The sequence below is a fragment of the Nocardia alba NBRC 108234 genome (assembly GCF_001612665.1).
GTDB lineage: Bacteria > Actinomycetota > Actinomycetes > Mycobacteriales > Mycobacteriaceae > Nocardia > Nocardia alba.
This window is the reverse complement of sequence record NZ_BDAX01000035.1, coordinates 24291-43479: the sequence shown is the minus strand read 5'-3', so window position 1 is coordinate 43479 and position 19189 is coordinate 24291. Positions and strand designations below refer to the sequence as shown.

Genomic DNA, 19189 nt, shown 5'->3' with positions numbered 1-19189 from the left:
GTCGAGTTTTCGGATCAGCTGGCGTAGGCGCGCAACCGGTCGGCGCGGTCGCCCTTGCGCAGCTTGGACATGACCTCGCGCTCGATCTGGCGGACCCGCTCACGGGACAGGCCGAAGAGCTTGCCGATCTGGTCCAGGGTGCGAGGCTGGCCGTCGTCGAGACCGAAACGCAGGCGGATGACCTGCTGTTCGCGCTCGTCGAGGGTGGCCAGGACGCTGCGCACGTCGCGGTGCAGCAGACCGGCGATCACGGCGCTTTCGGCGGACGTGGCCTCGGAGTCCTCGATGAAGTCGCCGAGGGGAGCCTCTTCGTCGTTGCCGACGGGCATGTCCAGGCTCACCGGGTCGCGGCTGTGGTCGAGCAGATCGGCGATCTTCTCCACCGGGATGCCCGACTCGTCGGCGAGCTCGGCGTCGGTGGCCTCGCGGCCCAGCTGCTGATGCAGTTCACGCTTGATCCTGGCGAGCTTGTTCACCTGTTCGACCAGGTGCACGGGCAGCCGGATGGTGCGGCTCTGATCGGCCATGCCACGGGTGATGGCCTGACGGATCCACCAGGTGGCGTAGGTGGAGAACTTGAAGCCCTTGGCGTAGTCGAACTTCTCCATCGCGCGGATCAGTCCGAGGTTGCCCTCCTGGATCAGGTCGAGCAGCGGCATACCTCGGCCCGTGTAGCGCTTGGCCAGGGATACGACCAGACGCAGGTTGGCCTCGAGCAGATGTGACCGGGCGGCAGAGCCCTCGCGAACCAGGATCGCCAGATCGCGCTTACGAGCCGCCGTCAACCGCTTACCGGTCGATAGCAGGTTCTGGGCATACAGGCCCGCCTCGATGCGCTTGGCCAATTCGACCTCGTCGGCCGCCGTGAGCAGTGCCGTACGTCCGATTCCGTTGAGGTACACGCGTACCAGATCGGCTGCGGGGCTCTGGGCGTCGATATCGGCCTCGCTGGGGCGCAAACGAGTGGTGGCGGGGCTTGTCATGACTTGCCTCCTGTCGGTGGTGTCTCATCCCGATCAACGGATCCGACTTAGAGAAAGTTCCCGATCCCGCGGTCGATAAACCGCTCTGAGCTGCTGGTTCCCACCCCAACGGCTGAGAAGTTCCTGAGAAGAGCGCCGTGATCGCCACTCGCTGCCACCGGGAGCGGTTCAGACGGGCCGCACCAATCCGTGGCGGACGAGCCCGGCGACCACGCCGAGCGCACGCGCGGCGAATTCCGGTGTGACCTGCTCTGCTCCCTCGGCGAGGGCGAGTAGTTCGAGCAGTTCGTACAACGGCAGCCCCTCGGGCCGCATTCCCGCGACCAGGGCGACCGTGGACTCGTCCACCTCGTGCTGCCAGCGCGGTCCGTCGCCGCGATGCAGCCGGATCGCCTGCTCGGTCCAGCCGAACTCACCGGGCAGATACACCCGCTCCAACGCGGTCGCCGGGCTCGGCGCGAAGCGGGATGCCCACGCGAGGTTCTCGTCGGCGGCCACCGCGCGCAGCCACGCCGACCGCGCGAAGTACCCGGCGACCTCGGTACCGAGCGGGTCGTCGAAACCGTGGGTGAGGTCCTCGGCGAGGAGTTCGGTCGGCCCATCGATCGCGCGCAGGTAGACGAACCCGAACCCGACGCCTTCGACATCGGCGGCCTCGAAGGCGTCGAGCCAGCGCGTCGCCTGTTCCTGGGCGGCCGGGTCGCGCGGATCCAGGCCCGCGTCGCGCAGCCAGGTGCCGACGTAGAGGGCCGGATCGGCCACGTCGCGCTGCACGACCCAGGCGTCGACGCCGTGGGCGGGCAGCCAGCTCGATACGCGTCGGCGCCAGTCCTCGCCGTCCACGTGCACCCAGGCGGCGAGCATGGCCGCCGTGCCGCCGGGTGCCAGCAGCGCGGGCGCCTGCCCGATGACCAGTTCGCTGGCGCCGTCCAGGGCGAGTCCGGAGTCGCGGTAGGTGTGCTCGATGCGTGCCGGACCGACCACGAACGGTGGGTTGGCCACGACCTGGTCGAAGCGGCGCCCGGCGACGGGCTCGAACCAGGACCCCTCGAGCAGTTCGATCTCGAGTTCGTTGAGCGCGGCGGTGGCCTGCGCCAGCCACAGCGCCCGTGCGTTGACGTCGGTGGCGGTGACCCGGCCCGCGTAACCCGCCGCGTGCACGGCTTGCACACCGCAGCCGGTGCCCAGATCCAGCACGGTCCCGACCGGCTCGGTGGGTGTGGCGCGCAACAACGACAGCGACGCGTGCCCGACACCGAGGACGTGATCCTCGGTGAGCGTGCGCCGCCGCATCGAATCGTCGAGATCGGACAGGATCCACCGGGTACCCGCACCCGCGTCGAGCGGTCGCAGATCCAGCGCGGCGCGCACCTGATCACCGTCGCGGGTGAGCAGACCCGCCGCCACCGCCGCGTCGATGCGCACCGGCGCCAGCGCGGTCGCGACGTCGCGCTCGGGCAGGACGTCGCCGAGCAGCAGCAACCGCACCAGCGTGCCGAGCTCGCCTGCCGCCCGAGCGGCCCGCCGCACCGGGACCGGCTCCGAACGGCTCAGTGCCGCATGCACATCGGACCCCAACGCCTCGACGAGGGTGTCGGCGTCGTACCCGACCCGGATCAGCGCGGTGCGCAGGTCCGGGCACAGCGCGGTGAGCAGGGAGTCGGTCATCGTCGGGTTCGTAGGCACCCGACTACTGTGCCAGGACCACCAGCACCGCGAACGGCCAGCTGCCGCTGCGTGTCGCCGGGCGCGCGGATCATGTGATCGCGCGAAATGTTCCGGCGCCCGCGGCGTCTCGCGGCTGGACGGAAAGCCGTTGGGTTGGAGGGGCGCATCGACTGCGTTCGCGGCCGAGCTGTGTTGGGGCTGGTTCAGCCGGTGTAAGGATCCCTCGAGGTCACGCAGTACATGGCATTGCCGGGGTCGCGCAGCACTGTCCAGTGTTCGGCGTCGGCGATGCGGGTGGCGCCGAGGGATTCGTGCCAGGCGGCGGTGGCGGCGACGTTCGAGGAGGCCAGGTCGACGTGCGCGCCGGCGGGGCCCGGTTCGTCGAGGCGCTGGAGCAGAAAGTGCAGCGGCTGGTCGGGGCCGCGCAGGCGGGAGAATTCCGGGCGTCGGCCGGGGTTGTGGGTCCAATCGGTGAGTGCCTGCCAGAAGGCGGTGTCAGCGTCGATGTCAGCGGGGGACAGGTCGAGGCAGACCTGGTCGAGGCGGGTCACCGTGCCATCGGGTGCGGTCGACACCGTGATCGGAGCCGGGCCGAGACCGGCCGGTGCGGTGGACGGGATGAGGCAGAACGTCTGTCCGGCAGGCGATTCCAGCACCGTGTAGGCGCCCGTTTCGGCGACTACGCGGGCACCGAGCCCGGTCGCGGTCGCGATCGCCCCGGGCAGATCGTCGACGTCGAGATCGAGGTGGATACCGCCGTCGCCGTCGACCGCTTGCATCTTGATCCACGCGGGCCCGGTCGCCGGCAGCAGCGTGATGAACTCATCGTGGTCGCCGCGCGGTGGCGACACGGTGGAGTCGGTGACCTGCGCCCAGAACCGCGCGCAGTCGGCGAACGTGTCGACGGGCCGGTCGAGAAATGCCCAGGTCCAGCGAATCATGCTGTCTCCCTTCCGAGATGAGGGGCACCCGGGAGCCGTCGGCCGGATTCGGTTGTCCTGTCGGGCAGTTCGGGTGGTCCTGTTCGAACGGTAGGCCGCCGACCTCGTGCTGTCGACAGTCTTTGTCGGCTCGGCGTGCGGGGCGCCGGTGCCGCGGCACCGCCCGTGAGGCTCGCCCGGCCGCCGGCTACCCCCTCAGACCACCTGTCGGTGGCAGAATATTGACGAAACATGTCACACCGGCCACTCGCCCGCCCGGCGTCGATCCGGCACGCTGGCCCAGTGACCGATCTCCGTGCGCCCGCGCCGCCCACCGGCGACGATCCGGCCGACAACCTCGTTTCCGCACCGGCCCCGGTCGTCGACGAACGCAGTGGACTCCATCCCGCGTGGATCGTGGCGGGCGTCGGCTTCGTCGCGCTGCTCGGCGCGGCCGCCTTCCGCTCGGTCCCCAGCGTCCTCATCGAACCGCTGCACACCGAATTCGGTTGGTCACATGCGACGATCTCCACCGCCGTCTCGCTGAATATGCTGCTCTACGGTCTGATCTCGCCGTTCGCCGCCGCGCTGATGGATCGATTCGGCATCCGCAGGGTGGTGTGTTCGGCGCTGGTGCTGATCGCCGCGGGCAGCGGGCTGACGGTGTTCATGACCCAGGCGTGGCAGCTGGTGGCGACGTGGGGACTGCTGGTGGGCGTCGGCGTCGGGTCGATGTCCATGCCGTTCGTCGCGACCATCACCGGTCGCTGGTTCGTCCGCAGCCGTGGCCTGGTCACCGGAGTGCTCACCGCGGCGGGCGCCACCGGCCAGCTGGTGTTCCTGCCGTTGGTATCGATGCTGGCCATCGAACACGGCTGGCGGCTGCCGTCGGCGATCGTGGCGGCGGTGGCGCTGTCGGTGGCGCCGCTGGTCTGGCTGTTCGTGCGCGACTACCCCAGCGATGTCGGGGCGCGCGCGTACGGGGCGCCCGCCGGTTCGGACGTGGGCCTGCGAGCTCCGATCACCGGCGGTGCGGGTCGGGCGTTGACGGTACTGGCCTCGGCCGCACGCAAACCGGGATTCTGGCTGCTGGCCGGTGGTTTCGCGATCTGTGGGGCATCGACGAACGGTCTGGTCGGTACCCATTTCGTCACCGCGGCACACGATCACGGCATGCCACCGACCACCGCCGCCGGACTGCTGGCACTGGTCGGGATCTTCGATGTGGCGGGCACCATCGCCTCGGGCTGGCTCTCCGATCGCGTGGATCCGCGCTATCTGCTGCTCGGCTACTACTCGCTGCGCGGGCTCTCGCTGCTGATCCTGCCCTCGCTGCTCGGCCCACACACCGAGCCGAGCATGTGGGTGTTCATCGTGTTCTACGGTCTGGACTGGATCGCGACCGTCCCACCGACCGTGCTGCTGTGCCGCGAACTCTTCGGCGCCGACGGCCCGATCGCGTTCGGCTGGGTCTTCGCCGCCCACCAGGTCGGCGCCGCCGTCGCGGCCACCGGAGCGGGCGTCATCCGCGACGTACAGGGCTCCTACGACCTCGCCTGGTATGTGGCGGGAGCGCTCTGCGGCATGGCCGCGGTCATGTCGATGCTGGTCCGCAGACCGAAACCGGCCGGATAGCCGAACGGGCGACCGCTATTCCAGCGTCTTGTGCTGTCGGGATTCCAGCGCGATCTGGTTGGTGCGGCCGTCCCAGCGGCTGGGTTCGTCCTTGGTGCGCGGCGGGCGGTCGTTGGCGATGAGCACCGCGATCCACGGCAGCGGCACCGAGGCGGCGATGATCAGGATCGACAGCAGCGGACTCTCGAACGCGCTGTAGGCGATCGCCGCCAGGATCAGGCAGGGGATCCGGAAGGCCATGATGAACGTGTAGCGGCGCACCCTGGCGCGATGCTGGTCGTCGAGCGAGGGCGCGGCCTCGGTGATCAGCACGGCGTGCTCGGCGGGCGCGGGCCGGAAGAACCCACGCGAGGACCTGGGCTCGGTGGGCACGGTCACCTCCGGGTCCGGCTCGGATTCGTCGGCGCCCGGTACATCGCCGTAGGACTGCATACCCTGAGTCTTCCACTCGACGTCATCGAGCGCACACGCGGCTGGTCAGCGGCCCGGTGCCCGGATGCGGCATCATGGAAGGCGTGAGTACAGACACTCTGGTACGCCCGGAAACCACGACCGACGAGACCACCAGCGACGACACCCCCAAATTCTTCCATTACGTGAAGAAGGACCGGATCGCCGAGAGTGCCGTGATGGGCACGATGGTCGTCGCCCTGTGTGGCGAGGTCTTCCCGGTGACGCGTTCGGCCAAGCCCGGCTCGCCCGTGTGCCCCGACTGCAAGAAGGTCTACGAGGGCTTGCGCAAGGACGGCGACTGAGCCGAGTGCTCGGTCGGTGACGCCGGTGCCCGCGATGGGGCCCCGGCGGTTTCGTCGTCCTCGTCCTCATCGTCGCCGCGTACCTGGTTGCTGATCCATTCCTTGACCTGTTCCATCCGGGTGGCCCGGGCAGGCCAGAATTCCTGCACGGCCGCGTTGAACTCCGCGCCGAGGATCACCGCGAAGCCGAGGAAATACGTGAACAACAGGAACGCGATCGGGGTGGCCAGCGCGCCGTAGCTCGCCCCGGTCTGGGTGATCCACGACAGGTAACGGCGCAGCAGATCGCTGGCCGCCATGAAGAAGATCCCGGCCACCAGCGCGCCGCCGAAGAGCCGATGCCACGGCAGTGATTTGTGCAGGGCCAGCTTGTAGAGCGTGGTCAGGCCGACGATCAGCAGCAGCCCGACGATCGGGTAGTAGAACGTATCGATCAGTCGCAATCCGGGCTCGCGCCACGTCTCGGGCAGCACCCGCCCGACCCGGGTCGGGCCCAGCGCGATCACCGGCAGGATGAGCACCGCGGCCACCAGGAACTGCACGTAGAGCAGCAGCGCGAAGATTCGTTGCCAGACCGGATGGCGGGCGTCCTGCTGCCCGTGCGCCTCCACGATGGCGTCGACGAAGGTGGCCATCGCCGAGGACCCGGCCCACAGTGACAGCACGAAACCCACCGATACCACCGCGCCGCGCCCGCGGCCGAGCACATCGTTGACGGTCGGCTCGATCAGATCCGAGACCACCGACGGGCTGAAGAAGTCGCGGCTGAACGCGATGATCTTGCTCTCCACGATCTGCACGGTGTCGGGCCCGAACAATCCGCCCACGTAGCCGAGGCTGCCGAGCAGGCCGAGCAGCAGTGGCGCCAGCGACAGGGTCTGCCAGAACGCCGCCGCCGCGGACTTGGCGAAGATCGAATTGTCCCAGCACTTCACCGCGACCCGGACCATCAGCCGCCACGCCGTGGCCAGCCATCGCCGCCACGGTGCGCGATCGCTGCGACGTTGCGGAGCGGCCTGCGCGTCGGCCGACGGGCGCGCGGGCGTGTCACGGGGCGGGTGTGCCCGCGGCGGGCTCGCCGCGTCCGCCGCCGGGGCCTGGTCATTGTTCATCTCGGTGTCAAGCATCCCGTACGTCGGTGGTCTGTGGGGTGCGGGCCGGGCATCGTGTCGGTGGGTAACAGGTAAAAGGCCGGTGACCACGGCTGCTGTTGTGATGCCGGTCGCCCACCCCGCGTCGGTTTGGCGACACGCCGCATCGGGCGGCTAGGGTCGACTGCGTGACTGGGTCGGGTGGCGCCGCTACGGCGAAGCAAGCGGGGACACCGGGCGAGACCGCCGCGGGGGGTGTCCTGTCGGGTTCGCTGCGCGCGTGGCAGCGGCGCGCGTTGACGAAGTACCTGGCCACCAAGCCGCGTGACTTCCTCGCGGTCGCGACACCCGGCGCCGGTAAGACCACCTTCGCGCTGCGGGTTGCCGCGGAGTTGCTGGCCGATCGCACGGTGGATCAGATCACCGTCGTCGCCCCGACCGAGCACCTCAAGCACCAGTGGTCCTCCGCCGCCGCGCGCACCGGCATCCAGCTGGACTCGCGGTTCTCCAACACCACCGGCGCGACCTCCGGCGACTATCACGGCGTCGTGGTGACCTATGCCCAGGTCGCCGCCCACCCGACCCGGCATCGGGTGCGCACCGAGAACCGCCGCACGCTGGTGATTCTCGACGAGATCCACCACGCGGGCGACGCCAAGACCTGGGGTGAGGCGACCGAGGAGGCGTTCGGTGACGCCACCCGCCGGCTCGCGCTCACCGGAACCCCGTTCCGCAGCGACGATTCGAAGATCCCCTTCGTCACCTACGAGCCCGACGAAGGCGGTTTCCCTCGTTCGCGCGCCGACCACTCCTACGGCTACGCCGACGCGCTCGCCGACGGTGTCGTGCGTCCGGTGGTGTTCCTGGCCTACTCCGGTGACGCGCACTGGCGCGACAGCGCGGGTGAGGAGCACACCGCCCGGCTCGGCGAACCGCTCAGCGCCGAACACACCGCGCGAGCCTGGCGCACGGCCCTCGACCCGGCGGGCGATTGGATCTCGGCGGTGTTGCGCGCGGCCGACGTGCGCCTGCGCCAGCTCCGCGCGTCCGGCATGCCCGACGCGGGCGGTCTGGTGATCGCCACCGATCAGGAACGGGCTCGCGACTACGCCGAACTGCTCGAGCACATCTGTGGTGAGCGGCCCTCGGTGGTGCTCTCGGACGACCCGCAGTCCTCGCAGCGCATCAGCGAATTCGGCAAGAGCACCCAGCCGTGGATGGTCGCGGTGCGCATGGTGTCCGAGGGGGTCGACGTGCCGCGCCTGGCCGTGGGCGTCTACGCCACCAGTGCCTCGACGCCGCTGTACTTCGCGCAGGCCATCGGTCGTTTCGTGCGTGCCCGCAAGCCGGGGGAGACCGCGAGTGTGTTCCTGCCGTCGGTGCCGGTGCTGCTGGATCTGGCCGCCCAGCTCGAGCTGCAGCGCGATCACGTCATCGGCAAGCCGCATCGCGAGAAGGACGGCCTCGACGACGAGCTCCTGATGGACGCGAACAAGGCGAAGGACGAGCCCGGCGAGGACGAGAAGTCCTTCGTCGCGCTCGCCGCGGACGCCGAACTCGACCAGGTGATCTACGACGGATCCTCCTTCGGCACCGCCACCATCGCGGGCAGCGACGAGGAAGCCGACTATCTCGGCATCCCCGGTCTGCTCGACGCCGATCAGATGCGTGCGCTGCTGCGTGACCGCCAGACCCGTCAGCTCGCCGACCGCACGGCCCAGGAGTCCGCCGCGCCACCGGCGGCGGTCGCCGAACGCGTCGCCACCTCGGACAAGCTGGGCGAGTTGCGCCGCGAACTCAACAGTCTCGTCGCGATGCACCACCACCGCACCGGCAAACCCCACGGCGTGATCCACGGCGAACTCCGGCGCGAATGTGGTGGTCCGCCCACGGCATTGGCGAGCGTCGATCAATTGGGCGAGCGCATCGCCGCGCTGCGTCGACTCTGAGGGTCGAACCTCTCGGCTCGCCTAGCGTGTCACGGCGTCGAGTGTGCGCAGCGCGCTGTCGACGGCGGCGCTGAGTTCGTCGGGGCCGACGCCGTCTCTGGCCTGGATCGACAGTCCGTAGAGCACAGTGCTGTACAGCATGGCCAGCGAGGCCGTGTCGGTGCCGGGCGCCAGATCGCCATCGACGACGCCCCGATCGAGGCGAGCACGGATGTCGGCGGTGGTGTGGCGACGGGCTTGCACCAGGAATTCACGCACCGCGGCGTTGCGGGTGGTGTAGGTCGCGCCGGCCAGGACCACCATGCAGCCGTTCGGGAGGCCGGGATCGGTGTAGTGGGTGATGTTGTCGCGCAGCATCGCCTCGATCGCGGCGTAGGCGGTGGGTTGCTCGCGCAACGCCCCGGCCGTGTGTGAGCCCTCGGTGCGGCCGTAGAGCTCGACGGCGGCGCGGAACAGGGATTCCTTGTCGCCGAAGGCGGCGTAGAGGCTGGGGGAGTTGATGCCCATGGCGGCGGTGAGGTCGCTCATCGAGGCGCCGTCGTAGCCGAGTTCCCAGAACGCCTCCATCGCCCGGCGCAGCGCTACGTCACGGTCGAAGCCCCGGGGTCGCCCACGCTCTGCCATGTGAAACCTTTCTGTGCCGATCGGTAAATATACCGCGCTTCGCGGTGGTGGAAGAGCCCGCTCGCTATTTCTGTGTCGATCGGTATAAAACTCTTGACGACGGGTTCGTCGATGCGCTTCCCTATTTGTGTATCGATCACTACAAAATTGGAGCGAGCCTGATGACGAACAGCAACACCGTGGCCCTGGTGACCGGCGCGAGCAGGGGAATCGGCGCGGCCATCGCCCGCGCGCTGGCCGCCACCGGCGCCGATGTGGCGTTCACCTACCAGCGCGACGAGGTCGCCGCGAAAGCGGTCGCCGCCGAGATCGAGGCCACCGGCAGGCGCGCGCTGCCGATCAAGGCGGACAGCGCCGACGCCGCGCAGATCGTCGCCGCGGTCGAACGGACCGCGCGCGAACTGGGCGGCCTCGACGTGCTGGTGAACAACGCGGGCATCTTCCCGGCCAAGCCCTACGAGGAGTTCACCCTCGACGAGATCGACCGCGCGCTCAACATCCACGCCAGGGCCGCCTTCGTCGCGGGCCAGGCCGCGCTCGGGTACCTCGGCGACGGCGGCCGGATCATCTCCATCGGCTCCAACCTGTCCGACCGCGCGCTGTTCGGCGGGCTGTCGCTGTACAACCTCAGCAAGTCGGCCCTCAACGGCTTCACCAAAGCCCTCGCGCGCGAACTCGGGCCGCGCGGCATCACCGTCAACCTCGTCCAGCCCGGCCCCACCGACACCGACATGAACCCGGCCGACAGCGCGCACGCCGCCACGCAACGAGAGTTCAACGCCCTCGGTCGATTCGGCGCCGCGGCCGATGTCGCCGAACTGGTGGCCTTCCTCGCGGGCCCGTCGGGCCGATCGATCACCGGCGCGATCCTCACAGTCGACGGCGGCACCAACGCCTGAGCCGCGCCGATCACCCGGCGGGTCGAGTCGGGTTTACCGAGCGGCGTCGAAGAAGCGGCCCGGGTCCAGGGTGTGCAGGGGTGTCCAACGTGGCTCCGGTGCGGGAGTGTCGGATTCGGCGTCGGCGTCGAAGTACCCTTGGAGTTCCAGTGCGACGCGCGGATTCTCGTCGACCCTGCGGGCGATCGTGTACAGCGTCGCGAACACGTGGACGCAGCGAGCGGTCCGCGCGGAGCAGGAACAATCGGTGCTCGCCAGGGTCGGCGCGGGGGAGTGACCCGCGTCGAGCAATGCCCGGTGCGTCTCGTCGGTGAGGACGGTCGGGTCGGTGATCGTCCGACCGATCGCGAGCACCGCCGCCCGCGTCAGCGGGGCCACTTCGACGTGCGCTACCGACGCCTGACCGCCGCGATGCAGGTGCGCGCGCACCGTTCGCCCCTCGATCTCGACACGCACACCGTCGTTGCGCGCGATGCTGCGGGCACGGGGCAGTAGTGGTTCCGGGCGGGTCTGGCGCAGCGGTTCGGCCAAGCGCACCCAGTCCATGCCCCACGGGGTGTATCCGAATTCGTTGTCGGCCATCAGTTCTCTCGCTTCCGGCGCAGGATGTCGACGAGCGCGTCGTCGTCGAGGCGGGCGAGTTCGGCGATGCCCGCCGCATCGGACAGATCCGTCAGCGCGGACTTGCGGGTGTGCATCGCCGCGATGTGTTCCTCCACCGTCGTGGCGCTGGTGAGGGTGGTGACGGTGACGGTGCGGGTCTGCCCGATCCGGTGCGCCCGGTCCGAGGCCTGTGCCTCCACCGCCGGATTCCACCAGCGATCGAAATGGATCACATCGGCCGCGCGGGTGAGGGTGAGGCCGGTGCCCGCCGCGCGCAGGCTCAGGATCAGCACCGGCGGTCCGTCCGGCGCCTGGAAACGGGTGACGAGATCGCCGCGCTGGGTGGCGTCGAGCCCGCCGTGGAAGAACGGAGCCTCGATGTCGAACTGCTCGGCCAGATGCCGCACCAGCAGGTCGCCGGTCTTGCGGTACTGGGTGAAGATCAGGGTGGGGTCACCGGTTTCCAGGTTGGTCGCCACGATGTCGGCGCACAGGTCGAGTTTGCCGGAGCGCCCGGCCAGTTCGCCGAGATCGCCGGAGACCAGTCCGGGGTGGTTGCACACCTGCTTGAGGTGGGTGAGCGCGGCCAGTACCCGCCCCTGTCGTTGCAGGCCCGAGCCGAAGCCCTCGTCGAGGGCGGCGGCGAGCACCGCGTCGTACACCCGTTCCTGCTCGGCGGTGAGATCGCACAGCAGGTCACTGTGGATCTTCGCGGGCAGTGACGCCGCCACCTGAATTTTCTTGCGTCCCAGCACAACCGGTTCGACGGCGTCTCGCAGCCGGGCCGCGGCGGCGGTCGAACCCTCCTCGATCGGGCGCACGAACCTGCGCCGGAACTGCGTGCGATGCGCGAACAGTCGCGGCACGGTGAGGTTGAGCAGCGCGAACAGTTCGTCGAGGTGGTTTTCCACCGGCGTTCCGGTCAGCGCGACCTTCGCGTCGGCGGGCACCGCGCGCGCCGCCCGCGACACCTGGGTGCGTGGGTTCTTCAACGCCTGCGCTTCGTCGAACACCACCGTCGCCCACTGCTCACCGGTCAACGCCGCCCCGTGGAGCCGCAGGGTCGGATACCCGGTCACCACGACCGTCCCCGCCGCGGTGGGCACCGCGCCGCCACGCCACGACACCGGCGTCAACCCCGGCGCGAACCGTGCTATCTCGTGCACCCAGTTGCCCACCAGGGAGGTCGGGCACACCACCAGTTGCGGCCCCGCGGCCCGCCCCTGGAGGAATCCGATGGTCTGCACCGTCTTGCCGAGTCCCATCTCGTCGGCCAGTACGGCCCCGCCGTAGGCCGACACGGTCTCACGCAACCACCCCACCCCGCGCACCTGATACGGCCGCAGCGTGGCATCGAGAACCCGCGCGAGCTCGGTGTCGAGCGTGCGCGTCTCGCGCAACACCCGCGCCGCGCGCTCGGCGGACACGATCGCGGTGCCGACCGCGTCGGGGACGGCGTGCGCGGCGGTGGGCAACGCGAAGGACAGCCCGTCGGCCATCGACGCGCGCCAGGCCAGCGCGGACGGGGCGAGGTCGTCGAGGGCGACCTCGGCCAGTTCGGCGGGGGTGACCACCGCGGTCGCCACCTCGACGGGTTCGATCGCGCCGCGTTCACCGACGGGCAGTGCGAGGGTGAGCCGTTCCGGATCGCCGATCCCGGTCGGCGCGGGCCCGGTGTCGTGCCCGGTCCACGTCCACAGGGCGAACAGGTGGCGGTCGGGGAGGTAGGTGGCCTGAGTGGCGGGCAGAACGTTCTCCTCTGATCGGGCAGCACGAACACTCGAACAACGTACACTGTACTGAGTTTGTTCCCGAACGCTCGAAACGATCGAAGGAGAGGATGGCGAGTGCCCGCTGACCAGGACAGGGAGTCCACAGCTCAGGCCGCGCGGATCCTCGAATTGCTGTGGCGAGAATCCCTGCCGTCGAAGCCCGGCGCGCGCGGCCCGAAGCCCGCGCTCACCGTCGACGACGTGGTGGCGGCGGCTGTTGCCCTGGCCGACTGCGACGGCCTCGCCAAGCTGACGATCCGCGCGGTCGCCACGCGACTCGGGCTGCGCGCGATGAGCCTCTACACCTATGTCCCCAGCAAGGACGCCCTGATCGTGCTCATGGTCGACGCCGTTGCCGCCACGGACCCCCCGATCCCGGCCGACCTACCGGTGCGCGAACGCATGATCGCCGTCGCCACCCGGATCAGGTCCGAACTGATCGAGCATCCCTGGCTGCTCGAGGTGTCCCCGTGGCGTCAGACGCTCGGCCCCGCCCGGACGCGTCGCTACGAACATCAGCTGGCCGCGATCGAGGGTGTCGGCCTGAGCGATCTGGCCATGGACCGCGCGATCGCCGTCCTCACCGACTTCGCCACCGGCAATGCCCGCCTCGCCGTTGCCGCCGCGGCCGCCGCCGCGCAGCTGAGCGACGCGCGGTGGTGGGAGGTCGTCGGTCCTCTGCTGGCCAGGGTGATGCCCGCCGACCGATTCCCGCTCGCAGGGCGGGTCGGCACGGCCGTCGGTGAGCACTACCAGGCCCCCGCCGACCCGGAGGGTGCGTTCGACTACGGCGTCGCTCTGCTCGTCGACGGCATTCTCGCCGACGTCCGCTAGGTGCCGGACACGGAAGCGTTGTCCGCTCCGAGCTGCGCCGAACAGCGGCGATACCCGGATACAGCAACAGCGGGCGCCCTGTCCGGGTCGCCCGCTGTCGGGGTTTTCTGTTGTCAGATGTGGTTGTTTCGGACGCGAGGAGTGGTCAGATCGCGGGAGCGTCGTCCGTGTTGATCACGGCTTCGAGTTCGCGCAAGCGGTCCATGTGTTCATTCGCGTGGTGCTGGCAGAAGAGCAACTCGCCACCCGCGGGAAGCACGGCACGCACTCGGGCAGCCGCCCCGCAACGATCGCAACGATCGATCGCGGTCAGTGGGGTGCTGGTCAGGGTTCCTGGCATGACTCCTCCGTCCCGGCTCCCGGCGCTGCGTGGCCGTTCGCCTAGGTGTGGGCCTCGTGGTCACTCCACGGGGCTCGCGTCCGCTACTTCCCAGCAGGGGTACGACTACTCTGTCAGACGTTCGGGGTTCAGGCTTTGTTCCCGGAGGTGAATCTTTGTGTTTTCGATAACAGACCTGCGGTTTCGCTGAAAGCGAACATGCGCTGGTAGGCGGTTTCGAACACCATCGATCACCCGCGGAGCGCTGATGCCACCTCCCCCTGGACCGACGTCTCGCACCGACATGTCGCTCGCTGCGGTGTTGCTCGTAACCTACGGAGCCGAGCACCGAACCGGGCCGAACAGGATCGAGTTGTGACAGGGTCTAGATCGTCCGAACATGTTGTCTACCCGGAAGATTACCCGTGACCTCCGACACTCACACGCTTGTTCACCTGTGTTCTTCCCAAGAATGGGACCAAGCACGCCGCGCGGGTGAACGGAGACCGCCTTCGCTGGCCGAAGAAGGCTTCGTGCACCTGTCCACCCGGGAGCAGGTCCACCTGCCCGCCAACCGGCTCTTCGCCGGGCGCGAGGACATGGTCGTGCTGTGGCTGGACCCGACGGCGTTCACCGGCGAGGTGAAGTGGGAATCCGGCGTACCGAGCGACCCGTCGTCGATGCGGTTCCCGCACCTCTACGCGCCGCTGCCGGTGGCCGCCGTGCTCGCCGCGCAGCCGTATCTGCCCGACTCCGACGGCGTGTTCGGTACACCGCGCCGCGAGGGAGTGGCGTAGACCACAATCGAGGTCCGACCCGGCTACTGTTGACAGGGTGAACGTCGACGTCACAGCGCTACCGGGCATCGGAGTGCGCAAGGATTTCGAAGTCAGGTCGGGGCGCCGCGTCGGGGTGGTCGCCCACCGCGACGGTGACATCGACCTGATCGTGTCCAAACCCGACGACCCGGACGCCATCGCCGCGCAGGTGCCGCTGTCCTCCGACGAGGCGTCGGTGCTGGCGAACCTGCTCGGCGCGCCGCAACTGGTCGCCAAACTCAACGACGACCATCGCGATCTGCCGGGCATCACCACCCGCCAACTCGGCATCGTCGACGAATCACCCTATGCGGGAAGAACGCTCGGTGAGACCGGCATGCGCACCCGCACCAAGACCTCGATCGTCGCGGTGATGCGCGCCGGTCAGCTCCACCCCTCACCCGGCCCGGACTTCACCTTCACCGAGGGCGATCTGCTCGTGGTCGTCGGCACCCCGGACGGCCTGGACGCGGCCGCGAAGATTCTCCTGCACGGCTGACCGCCGTGACCTCGCAGGCCTTGGCGCTGCTCGAGCTCGGCGTGATCTTGTTCGCGCTGGGGATCTGCGGACGGGTGGCGGGTAGGTTCGGGATGTCGCCGATTCCGCTGTACCTGCTCGGTGGGCTGGCGTTCGGCCGCGGCGGATTCATCGACCTCGGTGCCGCCACCGAGTTCGGGCACATGGCGAGCGAGATCGGCGTCGTGCTGCTGCTGTTGCTGCTCGGGCTCGAGTACACCGCCCCCGAGCTGATGACCGGCCTGCGGCGCTCCTGGACGGCCGGAATGCTGGATCTGGTGGCCAACGCGCTGCCCGGTGTCGCGGTGGCGCTGATCATGGGCTGGGGTGTGCTCGGCGCGGTCGTGCTCGGCGGGGTCACCTACATCTCGTCGTCGGGGATCGTGGCCAAGGTGCTCGACGATCTGGGCCGCCTCGGTAACCGCGAGACCCCGGTGGTGCTGTCGATCCTGGTGCTGGAGGACCTGGCGATGGCGGTGTACCTGCCGATCCTGACCATGATGCTGGCCGGGTTGAGCCTGCTGAGCGGATTGATCTCGCTCGCGGTCGCGCTGGCGACCGTCACGGTGGTACTCGTGGTCGCGCTGCGCTTCGGGCGGGTGGTCTCGGCGGTGCTCGACAGCGCCGATCGCGAGGTGTTCCTGCTCCAGTTGCTCGGCGCCGCGCTGCTGGTGGCCGGAGCGGCCTCGGCGCTCAATGTCTCGGCGGCGGTCGGCGCGTTCCTGCTCGGCATCGCCATCTCGGGGTCCACCGCGCGCGAAGCCGCGAAACTGCTGGAGCCACTGCGTGATCTGTTCGCGGCGATCTTCTTCGTCGCGTTCGGTCTGTCGATCGACCCGACCGCGATCCCGCCGGTGCTCGGCTGGGCGGTCGGGTTGGCGGTGGTGACCACCGGTACCAAGATCGCGGTCGGGTGGTGGGCGGCGCGCAGGCAGGGAATCCGGCGGATGGGCCGGGCCCGGGCAGGCGCGGCACTGGTGGCGCGCGGCGAGTTCTCCATCGTCATCGCCGGATTGGCGGTCGCCTACGGCAAGGCCGACGCGCGACTGGCCGCGCTGGCCTCGGCCTATGTGCTGCTGATGGCGATCCTCGGACCGATCGCGGCCCGGGTCGTCGAGCCGGTCGTGGAATTCGTTCGGCGCCGTGCGGGAGTCACGACGACCTGATCAGTCGACGACCCGGCGTGGCCAGGCACCGACGCCGTCGTAGCTCAGTTCCTCGGTGCGGTACTCGTGCTCGATGTTCGGCGCGTAGCGCGCGACGGGCTGCGCGGGCTCGGCCGGCAGCGGCTGCGGACGATGCCGCGAGGTGAGCCACATGCGCGGCAGCGCTTCCTCGTTCTCGATCTCGGTGAGGCACACACTGATCAACACGAGCATGGTGACGATGCTGCTCACCCCGATCAGCGGCGCCAGTAGTTCCATCGCCTGGGTCCCGGATCCCGGGGCGGTCTGATGCCCGGTGTGCGCGTGCATCGACGCCATGCCGGTGTAGTGCATGCCGCAGACGGCAACGCCCATGATCAGTGCCGCACCCACGGTGGCGAGGAAACCCTTGACGCGCAACGTGAACCACAGCGCCACGATCGAGGCCACCACCGCGATCACCATCGACAGGGCCACCATCGCCGCGTCGTATCGGACGATCGCGCTGGACTTCATCGCGTACATGCCGGTGTAGTGCATGGTCCCGACGCCGAGGCCGGTGATCGTGCCACCGGAGAGCAGCGAGCGCAGGGTGGGCTGCGGCTTGTTGACCATGAACAGCCCGACTCCGACCACCACCATCGCGGTGACCGCGCTGAACAGGGTCAGCGGGATGTCGTAGCGGATCTCGGTGCCGCGGATGGTGAAGCCGAGCATGGCGATGAAATGCATGACCCAGATCCCGGTACCGCCGATCGCGATAGCGGCGCCGATGAGCCAGCCGACCCGTCCTTCGGTGGCATTGCGACCGCGAGCCGCGCACTGCAGCCCGAGCAGGCAGCCGGTGACGGACATGAAGTAGGCGAGGACAGGGGTGATCCAGCCGTAGCTGAAGTGATAAATATCGAGCACGCGCGAAAAACTCTCAATGCCGATACCGCGGACCTGAGGCGGTAGAACGAAAAACTGGGTGTGACGATACGGTGAAGTTCGCCAATTCGTGTCCTCCACAGTGCAATCAAGCAGTGTGTGGTTGATCACGAAAAGATTAGACCATCGTCAACTGGATAAAACAGACCGCCAGGAATGTAGTAAGCGAAACGAAAAAAAGGTCGGCACCACCGATTCGGTGGTGCCGACCTTTTCCGGGAATCGCTAGTCGAGGTAGTCGCGCAGAACCTGCGAACGGCTCGGATGGCGCAGTTTGCTCATCGTCTTCGATTCGATCTGCCGGATACGCTCACGCGTGACTCCGTAGACCTGGCCGATCTCGTCGAGGGTGCGCGGCTGACCGTCGGTGAGGCCGAAGCGCAACCGCACCACGCCCGCCTCGCGCTCGGACAGCGTCTCCAGCACCGACTGCAGCTGATCCTGCAGCAGGGTGAAGCTCACCGCGTCGACCGCGACGACCGCCTCGGAGTCCTCGATGAAGTCACCGAGCTGGCTGTCGCCCTCGTCGCCGATGGTCTGGTCGAGCGAGATCGGCTCACGCGCGTACTGCTGGATCTCGAGGACCTTCTCCGGCGTGATGTCCATTTCCTTGGCGAGCTCCTCCGGCGTGGGCTCGCGGCCCAGGTCCTGGAGCAGCTCACGCTGGATACGGCCGAGCTTGTTGATGACCTCGACCATGTGCACCGGGATACGGATGGTGCGGGCCTGGTCGGCCATCGCGCGGGTGATGGCCTGGCGGATCCACCACGTCGCGTAGGTCGAGAACTTGTAACCCTTGGTGTAGTCGAACTTCTCGACCGCGCGGATCAGACCCAGGTTGCCTTCCTGGATGAGATCGAGGAACGCCATGCCGCGACCGGTGTAGCGCTTGGCCAGCGAGACGACCAGTCGCAGGTTGGCCTCGAGCAGATGGTTCTTGGCCCGGTTGCCGTCGCGCACGATCCAGTTGAAGTCGCGGCGCGTGGTGACCGAGAGCTTCTCGCCCGCCTCGGCGAACTCGCGCATCTTCTCGGCGGCGAACAGGCCGGCCTCGATCCGCTTGGCGAGTTCGACCTCCTCCTCCGCGTTGAGCAGCGCGACCTTGCCGATCTGCTTGAGGTAGGCACGCACCGAGTCGGCGGACGCGGTGAGCTCGGCGTCCTTGCGCGCTTGACGCAGCGCTTCGGACTCCTCCTCGTCCCAGACGAAATCGCCGGAAGCCTTGTCCTTCTCGGACGGCTCCGCGGTGTCGGCGACCTCGGCGGTGTCCTCGGCGACGTCCTCGACGACGACTTCCTCGCCGACGAGTTCGTCCTCGCCGACTTCGAGATCACCGAGATCGTCGACCTCGACCGACTCGTCGTCGAGTTGGTCCTCGCCGCCCTCGCCCGAGGTCGCCTTCTTCGCGGCGGCCTTCTTGACCGGAGCTTTCTTGGCGGCGGCCTTCTTCGCAGGCGCTTTCTTGGCTACAGCCTTCTTCGCCGGCGCCTTTTTGGCGGCGGCCTTTTTAGCCGGCGCCTTCTTGGCCGGGATTACGGCGTCGTCGGCATCGGCGTCGGAGGCCGAGTCGGCGGTCTGACGGGTATTCGTGGCTACCACGTACGCCCTTTCGTGACGGTCTCGTGCGGCGTCACGCCAGAGTGGTTTTCCGGCGGAGCGGTCGGTCGGGTTGCACCGGCGATGCGGCGGCCGGGTGAAGTCGGCGCTGGTTCACCGACCTTCTCGCG

The 19189-nt window shown here is 68.8% G+C and carries 19 protein-coding genes; 8 read left to right on the top strand and 11 right to left on the bottom strand.

Annotation, left to right across the window (positions count from 1 at the left end):
• Positions 1-14 precede the first annotated feature (14 nt).
• The 3 genes from NA12_RS29485 to NA12_RS29475 all read right to left on the bottom strand — a co-directional run bounded on the left by NA12_RS29485 (position 15) and on the right by NA12_RS29475 (position 3592).
• The gene (locus NA12_RS29485; protein WP_067458800.1) at positions 15-983 is read right to left on the bottom strand and encodes a sigma-70 family RNA polymerase sigma factor; all 969 of its coding nucleotides are present in this window, start codon (positions 981-983) and stop codon (positions 15-17) included.
• A 168-nt stretch (positions 984-1151) separates the two neighbouring features.
• Complete coding sequence (locus tag NA12_RS29480; protein WP_067458797.1) at positions 1152-2651, bottom strand: DUF7782 domain-containing protein; 1500 nt, start codon at positions 2649-2651, stop codon at positions 1152-1154.
• 203 nt (positions 2652-2854) lie between these two features.
• Entirely contained in the window at positions 2855-3592 is a 738-nt protein-coding gene (locus NA12_RS29475; RefSeq protein WP_067458794.1) for a VOC family protein, read from the bottom strand.
• Between the two features lie 282 nt (positions 3593-3874).
• Between NA12_RS29475 and NA12_RS29470 the strand changes: the two genes are divergently transcribed.
• Positions 3875-5206 (top strand): MFS transporter, encoded by a 1332-nt coding sequence (locus NA12_RS29470; RefSeq protein WP_371856028.1) that lies wholly within the window; start codon positions 3875-3877, stop codon positions 5204-5206.
• A gap of 15 nt (positions 5207-5221) precedes the next feature.
• On the opposite strand, the gene NA12_RS29465 is transcribed toward NA12_RS29470, so the two are convergent.
• A complete protein-coding gene (locus tag NA12_RS29465; protein WP_084473201.1) occupies positions 5222-5638 on the bottom strand; it encodes a DUF3099 domain-containing protein in 417 nt (138 codons plus the stop codon).
• Positions 5639-5721: 83 nt separating this feature from the next.
• Between NA12_RS29465 and NA12_RS29460 the strand changes: the two genes are divergently transcribed.
• Positions 5722-5961 carry a DUF3039 domain-containing protein gene (locus tag NA12_RS29460; protein WP_056815556.1) on the top strand — a complete coding sequence of 80 codons (240 nt, stop codon included), beginning with the start codon at positions 5722-5724 and terminating at the stop codon, positions 5959-5961.
• On the opposite strand, the gene NA12_RS29455 is transcribed toward NA12_RS29460, so the two are convergent.
• Positions 5931-6911, bottom strand: a complete 981-nt coding sequence (locus NA12_RS29455) for a YihY/virulence factor BrkB family protein (RefSeq protein WP_243655169.1) — start codon at positions 6909-6911, stop codon at positions 5931-5933. The two genes, NA12_RS29460 and NA12_RS29455, sit on opposite strands and share 31 nt — an antisense overlap.
• A 401-nt stretch (positions 6912-7312) precedes the next feature.
• On the opposite strand from NA12_RS29455, the gene NA12_RS29450 reads away from it, so the two are divergent.
• The gene (locus NA12_RS29450; protein ID WP_067458908.1) at positions 7313-9001 is read left to right on the top strand and encodes a DEAD/DEAH box helicase; all 1689 of its coding nucleotides are present in this window, start codon (positions 7313-7315) and stop codon (positions 8999-9001) included.
• 21 nt (positions 9002-9022) lie between these two features.
• Here NA12_RS29450 and NA12_RS29445 read toward each other — a convergent pair whose 3' ends face one another.
• A complete protein-coding gene (locus NA12_RS29445) occupies positions 9023-9625 on the bottom strand; it encodes a TetR/AcrR family transcriptional regulator (protein ID WP_067458788.1) in 603 nt (200 codons plus the stop codon).
• Positions 9626-9786: 161 nt separating this feature from the next.
• On the opposite strand from NA12_RS29445, the gene NA12_RS29440 reads away from it, so the two are divergent.
• Positions 9787-10524 carry an SDR family NAD(P)-dependent oxidoreductase gene (locus tag NA12_RS29440; RefSeq protein WP_067458785.1) on the top strand — a complete coding sequence of 246 codons (738 nt, stop codon included), beginning with the start codon at positions 9787-9789 and terminating at the stop codon, positions 10522-10524.
• A 33-nt stretch (positions 10525-10557) separates the two neighbouring features.
• On the opposite strand, the gene NA12_RS29435 is transcribed toward NA12_RS29440, so the two are convergent.
• Entirely contained in the window at positions 10558-11106 is a 549-nt protein-coding gene (locus NA12_RS29435; RefSeq protein ID WP_067458783.1) for a hypothetical protein, read from the bottom strand.
• On the bottom strand, positions 11106-12836 hold the full coding sequence (locus NA12_RS29430; RefSeq protein ID WP_067458780.1) for a DEAD/DEAH box helicase: 1731 nt from the start codon (positions 12834-12836) through the stop codon (positions 11106-11108). Before NA12_RS29430 ends, NA12_RS29435 begins: the two co-directional genes overlap by 1 nt.
• 138 nt (positions 12837-12974) lie before the next feature.
• Here NA12_RS29430 and NA12_RS29425 point away from each other — a divergent pair, with 138 nt between their 5' ends.
• Positions 12975-13733 (top strand): TetR/AcrR family transcriptional regulator, encoded by a 759-nt coding sequence (locus tag NA12_RS29425; protein ID WP_067458777.1) that lies wholly within the window; start codon positions 12975-12977, stop codon positions 13731-13733.
• Positions 13734-13878: 145 nt separating this feature from the next.
• Here NA12_RS29425 and NA12_RS29420 read toward each other — a convergent pair whose 3' ends face one another.
• Positions 13879-14073, bottom strand: coding sequence for a DUF7455 domain-containing protein (locus NA12_RS29420; RefSeq protein ID WP_067458774.1), 195 nt, complete (start codon positions 14071-14073; stop codon positions 13879-13881).
• A gap of 404 nt (positions 14074-14477) precedes the next feature.
• On the opposite strand from NA12_RS29420, the gene NA12_RS29415 reads away from it, so the two are divergent.
• Genes NA12_RS29415 through NA12_RS29405 form a run of 3 tightly spaced genes read left to right on the top strand, consistent with a single transcriptional unit; the run spans position 14478 to position 16553 of the window.
• Complete coding sequence (locus NA12_RS29415) at positions 14478-14849, top strand: DUF952 domain-containing protein (protein WP_067458771.1); 372 nt, start codon at positions 14478-14480, stop codon at positions 14847-14849.
• Positions 14850-14886: 37 nt separating this feature from the next.
• Positions 14887-15369, top strand: coding sequence for a cation:proton antiporter regulatory subunit (locus NA12_RS29410; RefSeq protein WP_067458768.1), 483 nt, complete (start codon positions 14887-14889; stop codon positions 15367-15369).
• A 5-nt stretch (positions 15370-15374) separates the two neighbouring features.
• The gene (locus NA12_RS29405) at positions 15375-16553 is read left to right on the top strand and encodes a cation:proton antiporter (RefSeq protein ID WP_067458765.1); all 1179 of its coding nucleotides are present in this window, start codon (positions 15375-15377) and stop codon (positions 16551-16553) included.
• On the opposite strand, the gene NA12_RS29400 is transcribed toward NA12_RS29405, so the two are convergent.
• Both NA12_RS29400 and NA12_RS29395 read right to left on the bottom strand, forming a co-directional pair.
• Positions 16554-17444, bottom strand: a complete 891-nt coding sequence (locus NA12_RS29400) for an MHYT domain-containing protein (protein ID WP_084473200.1) — start codon at positions 17442-17444, stop codon at positions 16554-16556. It lies immediately after the preceding gene.
• 243 nt (positions 17445-17687) lie between these two features.
• A complete protein-coding gene (locus NA12_RS29395; protein WP_067458762.1) occupies positions 17688-19061 on the bottom strand; it encodes an RNA polymerase sigma factor in 1374 nt (457 codons plus the stop codon).
• Positions 19062-19189 lie beyond the last annotated feature (128 nt).

Coding starts and splice junctions, on each gene's coding strand:
- NA12_RS29455 (WP_243655169.1), bottom strand. CDS start 6,911: ATGGTCCGGGTCGCGGTGAAGTGCTGGGACAATTCGATCTTCGCCAAG.
- NA12_RS29445 (WP_067458788.1), bottom strand. CDS start 9,625: ATGGCAGAGCGTGGGCGACCCCGGGGCTTCGACCGTGACGTAGCGCTG.
- NA12_RS29435 (WP_067458783.1), bottom strand. CDS start 11,106: ATGGCCGACAACGAATTCGGATACACCCCGTGGGGCATGGACTGGGTG.
- NA12_RS29420 (WP_067458774.1), bottom strand. CDS start 14,073: ATGCCAGGAACCCTGACCAGCACCCCACTGACCGCGATCGATCGTTGC.
- NA12_RS29440 (WP_067458785.1), top strand. CDS start 9,787: ATGACGAACAGCAACACCGTGGCCCTGGTGACCGGCGCGAGCAGGGGA.
- NA12_RS29485 (WP_067458800.1), bottom strand. CDS start 983: ATGACAAGCCCCGCCACCACTCGTTTGCGCCCCAGCGAGGCCGATATC.
- NA12_RS29475 (WP_067458794.1), bottom strand. CDS start 3,592: ATGATTCGCTGGACCTGGGCATTTCTCGACCGGCCCGTCGACACGTTC.
- NA12_RS29480 (WP_067458797.1), bottom strand. CDS start 2,651: ATGACCGACTCCCTGCTCACCGCGCTGTGCCCGGACCTGCGCACCGCG.
- NA12_RS29465 (WP_084473201.1), bottom strand. CDS start 5,638: ATGCAGTCCTACGGCGATGTACCGGGCGCCGACGAATCCGAGCCGGAC.